The 6,235-nt window shown below is 37.1% G+C and carries 4 protein-coding genes; all 4 read right to left on the bottom strand.

Annotation, left to right across the window (positions count from 1 at the left end):
* The coding region (locus AC1DSB_RS12700; RefSeq protein WP_477586830.1) for a S8 family serine peptidase at positions 1-2,147 on the bottom strand (2,147 nt) is incomplete at its 3' end.
* Between the two features lie 910 nt (positions 2,148-3,057).
* On the bottom strand, positions 3,058-3,249 hold the full coding sequence (locus tag AC1DSB_RS12695) for a hypothetical protein (RefSeq protein WP_477532675.1): 192 nt from the start codon (positions 3,247-3,249) through the stop codon (positions 3,058-3,060).
* Between the two features lie 29 nt (positions 3,250-3,278).
* Positions 3,279-4,784 carry a carboxypeptidase M32 gene (locus tag AC1DSB_RS12690; RefSeq protein ID WP_477586829.1) on the bottom strand — a complete coding sequence of 502 codons (1,506 nt, stop codon included), beginning with the start codon at positions 4,782-4,784 and terminating at the stop codon, positions 3,279-3,281.
* A gap of 817 nt (positions 4,785-5,601) precedes the next feature.
* Positions 5,602-6,235, bottom strand: a 634-nt coding sequence (gene phnX / locus AC1DSB_RS12685; RefSeq protein ID WP_477586828.1) for a phosphonoacetaldehyde hydrolase, incomplete at its 5' end; no start/stop codon positions are given.

The following is a 6,235-nucleotide window of genomic DNA, read 5'->3' as shown; positions in this document are numbered from 1 at the left end:
AGAGAACCTTTTTCAAAACTATACCAGTGTTTGAACTGCAGATACGAATTACCTTCTGGCAGATCAACTGGAGGGAGAACAAGTGTTGCGTTCATGTTACTGTCATACTTACCTTCTAAATTTGTTGCATATACTTTTTCACCAGACGCGGCATTTCCAGGTCCAGAAGTTGGAACTCCCCACTCCCAGCTGTTCATTTCACCAAATGAACTCCAGCCAATTGCAGCAGTTTCAAAATCTTGGAAGTAACCAACAGTAATACCCGGTTTCACTTCAACCAAATATTCTTCACTATTGACAACGTTGTTTCCGAAATCATTGATGATCCATTTATAAGTGAATGATTCCCCTGTTACTGAATTTCCAGGAATCGTAACAGCGTATTCACCAACTTTGTAGTCACCAGAAATTCGTGAAGCCGCCATAGTTTGCCATTCATTGTTTCTATCTAAATAACTTAATTTAACTGATGAAACGCTGATGTTATCTGTTACTGTAACAGCCAAGTCCAGATCCATACCTTCATACGTTTCTATAGGAGAACTATGTTCAAAGACTGGTGCTTCCTCATCTTCACCTTGTTTCGTAACTTGTCCACCAATTTTTCCAATACCGTTCATGATTGAAGACACCGCTTCATACGCATTAACTAAACCATATCCATACCCGTGATTCGGTGTTTGTGGATATTGTGAGTCAGTTAATGGGATTGCTGTTTCAAGTAAAATTTGCTCCATTTCATCAACGGTTAAGTTAGCGTTTACTTGGCGCAACAATGCCGCGACCCCGGATATAGCTGGTCCAGCCATTGATGTTCCATTCCAGCCGCCTTCATAACCACCACCGGGTACAGAAGAACGGATATTTACTCCTGGAGCTGAGATATCTGGTTTGATTTCAGCATAAGGAGAAGGTCCTCGTAAAGAGAAATTACCTACTATGTTGTTAATATCAGTTGCACCTGTTGCAAATGATTCAGGATAGTTTGCAGGTGATGCAACAGAACCCGGACCACCTGGATTTGTTGGCGTTGTGTTTCCTGCTGAAAATTCAGGGAAAATTTCTGCTGCACGCCAGTTGTTGACTACATCACGATACCATTCGTCAAGACCTGGACCACCACCCCAAGAGTTGTTTACAACATCTGGAGCCATATCAACACGGGCATTTCCTTCAGAATCTGTTGGTGCTAAAATCCATTGTGCAGCTTCTAATAAATCCGCATCTGTACCACCATTTGGAGTAAAAGCTTTTACAGAAATGAATTTAGCACCAGGAGCTACTCCAACCTGGTTGGAACCGTTTGTTTCACTACCTACCATTGTTCCAGTCACGTGAGTACCATGACCATGATCATCATAAGGTGTAGCTTGTCCAGCTGTAGCGTCAAACCAGTTAAAGTCATGATCTGTTTGACCTGTTGAAGAATTGTAACCACGGTATTTTTCTTTTAATGCTGGATGATCCCATTGAACCCCCGTATCAATGCTCGCTACAACCGTTCCTGCTCCATCAATTCCCATCGCCCATACGTCTGGCGCTTTAACACGTTGAACATTCCATTCAATATTGGCAACTTCAGATTCAGGCGCCACAGCTTCTTTCGTTTTTGTTGTGAAAAGCTGTCGCATTTCATTCGGCAGCACTTTTTCAACTTCCGCAAAAGAAGCTACTTTTTCTGCTACTTCTTTCGTTGCTGTAACAGCCATCCCGTTTACAATATAATACGAGTGGATATCTTCAACATTACCTTTAGCAGCTTCTTGTTCAAGATAATGTTTTACATCTTGCTGCTCTTGAAGGGAAGTCGCTTTTAGCTCAGACACTAATGCAGAACGCTGGACCATTAATGATTTTTTAGAAGATAATTTCGCTTTTTGAGAACTTTTCCTAGCCTCTTCTACCACTTTTTGCGCATCCGCTTTTTCTTTGAATTTTATTAAGAAGGTAACTTTCTCATCTTCTTTAAAATCCGACAGCAATCGTTTGCTCACTTTTTCGATTGTATTCACGTTCGAATTATTAAGCGACTGGTGCAGTTTACTAGTTGATGCGGCACTCGCGACTCCAGGTGCGATTAGAGACAATGTCATGAGTAAAGAAACAGCAATGTTGAAAGACTTTTTAGAACTATTTTTCTTCGTCATCTTCTTTCCTCCCTTTTAATCTACCTTTCTTGCCTTTCGTAAAGCGGATTGCATTTTACATTCCCACAAAAATGACCAAATAAAAACACCCATGGCCCCCTTTCCCTAATCATGTAGGCAAACAGTATCAGTGGTGTCGATCGTGAATCTCTAGTTGTTAATCAAACTATAAAAGAAAGAAAGCCGTTTTTTTGTCATAATTTGTCGCTAAAATTCATCGTTTTCATAATTGATATTTAGTACCTATTTAAAATTAGGTATAATGATACAAAACATGATTTAATACGAGATCAATAAAATTCTATTTCCCCATGCTAGGATTGAGTTTTGACGTATAGATATTATTTCCCAATCTCGACTCTATGTATAAAAAACCCATAAAATAAGTAATATAGACTAATTGCTTGCATAATTGGGAAATTTGTATGTTCTTATGAGTTTTCATTACACGAGACTTTTGCGCTATATAAAACCCTTTGAATTTCCATTTTACAGTTAAATAAATGGCTAAATTTTCAAGTTTATCCTACTGCTTTAACAAATTTTTGAATTTCTTATTAAAGGTAAACTACTCCCCCTTCAAAACTATATTTTTATAAAACTTTCATTTTCATCTATGTCAAAAGAACCAACTTAACAATAATTGGAAATTTATTTATTTTAAAAATTATGCTAGTATACTCGTCTAAAACAAAAAAAGTAATATAAAATGTCACCTTGTCAAACTCTCATCTCATATTAACTAGTAACGATATTGGTGGAAAGTCGGGGTTGGTTGCAACTGATTTTCCCACTTTTATCTCTATAATTCCCTTATCAAAGCCAACAAAAAAAGAAGCTCATGTTGCCTGAGCTTCTTTCTTTTGTTGACCTCTATATATGCAATCCAAAATCTCTGCTTCATAAACATCTATGTTCGGCATCCCGAGATCTTTTGCTTTTTGTAATACCGCTTGCTTATCATATGGTACCCGTACAAGTTGAACACTGACACTGTTTCCAACATGCTCGATAATTCCGTATGAAGTTGAATATCCTCAAAAACCGATTCCAGGGCAGGCATATTTCCATGAATATCTGAAATAATTGCAATTCTCTTCATGTGCGTCCCCCCATAGCAATCCTCCGATATTATGAATTCAATTTATATAAACGAGAATACTTTTCCTCCAAATACTCAGCAAGATATGTTGCGTTCAACCCTTCGCCAGTAGCTTCTGTTAGAATTTCCAATGGCTTTTTCATACTGCCGTGACGGTGTACTTTATCTGTCAGCCAGTTTTTCACTGGTTCCAAATCACCATTAGCACATAATTCATCGAAGTTAGGCAAATCTTTCAACATCGCTGCTTTTAATTGAGATGCATACATATAGCCGAGTGCGTAAGACGGGAAATAACCGAAGGCACCTCCAGCCCAGTGCACATCCTGCAAAATTCCTTCTCCATCATTGGAAGGTTTAACCCCCAAATACTCTTCGTATTTATCGTTCCAGATTTGAGGCAGATCTTCTACTTTCATGTCTCCATTGAAGAGACCTTTTTCAATTTCATAGCGAATCATGATATGCAATGGATATGTTAACTCATCCGCTTCAATTCGAATAAGCGAAGATTTTGATTCATTGATTGCTGCCAGGAAATCTTCAACTGCAATATGACCAAACTGTTCCGGAGCGTAGGACTGAAGTGTTTCATAATTATGCTCCCAGAACTTTTCATTACGCCCGACAAAATTCTCGTAAAACAAGGATTGGGATTCATGAATACCCATAGATGTGCCACTTGCTAATGGGAGACCTTCAAGTTCCTCTGAGAAATTTTGTTCATATAGTGCATGGCCACATTCATGAATCGTTCCAAATACCGCTGAACGGAAATCATTATCATCATATTTTGTTGTAATGCGGACATCTCCACAGTTCAAACCAGTAGCAAAAGGATGGACCGTTTCATCCAAGCGTCCCGCTTCGAAATCATAACCTAGCTGCTTTAAAATATCCAAGCTGAATTGTTTTTGTTTATCTTTCGGGAACGTCTTGAATAAGAAATCAGTTTTTGGTTGATTTTGAGAATCTGCAATATTTTTCGCCAATGGCACGATTCGGTTTCTTAATTCGCCAAATACTTCATCCAATATGTCAGTTGTCATTCCTGGTTCATATTCATCAAGGAGCGTATTGTAAGGATTGTTATCCTTTACACCCCAATAAGTAACGAATCTTTTTGTCGTTTCTACGATTTCTTTTAAATACGGATAGAACATCTTAAAGTCCGATTTGTCCTTTGCTTCTTCCCATGCGGATTCAGATTTCGAAGTCAAAATTACAAATGCTTTGTGTTCATCAGCGGGAATTTTTTTGTTCATATCATATTCTTTTTTAACTTTTTTGTACGTTTGTTTTGTAATTGGATCCAATGATTCTAAATTATTTTCAAGTTCTTCAAGCATGCCCGCCAGGTCATCAGATGTTTGCATTGCAAATAATTCTGAAGACATTGTCCCTATCACTTCGGAACGTTGATTGACTCCTTTTTTCGGAGCACCAGTACGTAAATCCCAATACATCAGACCAATTACTTCCGTGTAGGCCTGCATTTTTTTAACATAGTCAATAAATCTCTCTGTCGTTTCCATATATATCCCCCTTAACAATTCAAACACCTCTCTCATTTTACCATAATGACTGAAAAGTTCTTCAATTCTACACAAAAAAACAAGACCATTTATCAGGGATAAGTGGTCTTGTTTTTTAAAGTATTATTTGAGTCACGGAAATTTTTTATCAGCCATTGCAATTCTAGTTGGGATATTTGTTCTTCTTGTGTATTAAGATTTAATGCAGATCCAAGTATTAATACTATGATTATTAATCCAATTATAACCTTTGAATAATGATTGATTAAAATTTAGCGAGAATCCTCAATTTTTAGGTGATAAACAAACTTCGTATTTTGAACAAAGTTTGATCAACATACGAGGTTTCACCTGTTTATTGCTATTCACTTTTATAAAAAAGATTGATTATTTCGGAAATCGAATCTTCAACTAAAGCACCCGTTAGTTGAATAAGAAAGAGACGCCCTCGTTAGTGCAACAAGCCTTTTCCATGTATCATTCTCAAATGATGATAGTAATGGAAATTCTGGAATCTAGGGGTGTTCCGGTTGTCAAAAATATCCGGAATAAAAAAAGAGCAAAACCTGTATTAAAGGTTTGCTCTTAGTTGTCCGATACAGAATATTCATTTTCCTAACAGGCTATCACCTATTATCTTTAATTATATAACTATGTATCAGTTATATAGTATTCATCCATCAGCATCTTTGATTCCAGTCAGACAAGGTGTTGACGTGGTTGATTTAATCTTTTCTAAACCTTTAGCGTTAACTGACTTAACTATTATGTCCGTAGCTGACTAAAGTTACTAACCCCGTCAATCTTTTAGTTTAGCTTATTTAGCATTAGGTCTTTTTCCATCTGAAATAAGGTGATGGATTCTCTCAATTAATGGTGGCAATTCGCTCATCGATTTGATTGTAAAATCTGCTCCATTTTGTAAAAAGGATTTTTCTGTTTTAGAGATCACTTTCTCTTGTTCTTCTTTACATAGAGCATTAAATTCATCTAAACTTAATCCCATTTCAGAGCTGCCGATMACGACACCCACTGACCAAACGCCTGCATTAACCGCCTCTTTAATATCTGAAGTAGTATCTCCTACTTTTACTACCTTCCATGATGCTGATAATTCTAATGCTTCCATATTGCGATATATCATATAAGGATACGGTCTTCCAATAGAGTTTGTTCCATCCGGTGTAATATAAAAATCTGGACTATAGCCTTTTTTCAAAGCATTAGGAACAACAACATCCATCATAGTTTGTGTATATCCTGTTGTTGAACCGATTTTCAATCCTTGGTTTCTTAATATTTGCACAGTCTCCACAACCTCTGGAATAGGATCTGTATACTCGATTAAGGAAGACATGAGTGCAGGTACAAATTCAGTATATAGATTCTCTACATCTTGTTCATTATATGGTCTTTTGTATTTTTCTTCCCATTTTGTCGAGATTCTAGGC

Source organism: Paenisporosarcina sp. P4_E4_2, from assembly GCF_056401595.1.
Note: the sequence above shows the minus strand (reverse complement) of the source record. Positions and strands in the feature narration are given on the sequence as shown.

Bases quoted from the DNA above. Each gene is read 5' to 3' on its own strand.
- AC1DSB_RS12690 (WP_477586829.1), bottom strand. From the start codon at position 4,784: ATGGAAACGACAGAGAGATTTATTGACTATGTTAAAAAAATGCAGGCC.
- AC1DSB_RS12695 (WP_477532675.1), bottom strand. From the start codon at position 3,249: ATGAAGAGAATTGCAATTATTTCAGATATTCATGGAAATATGCCTGCC.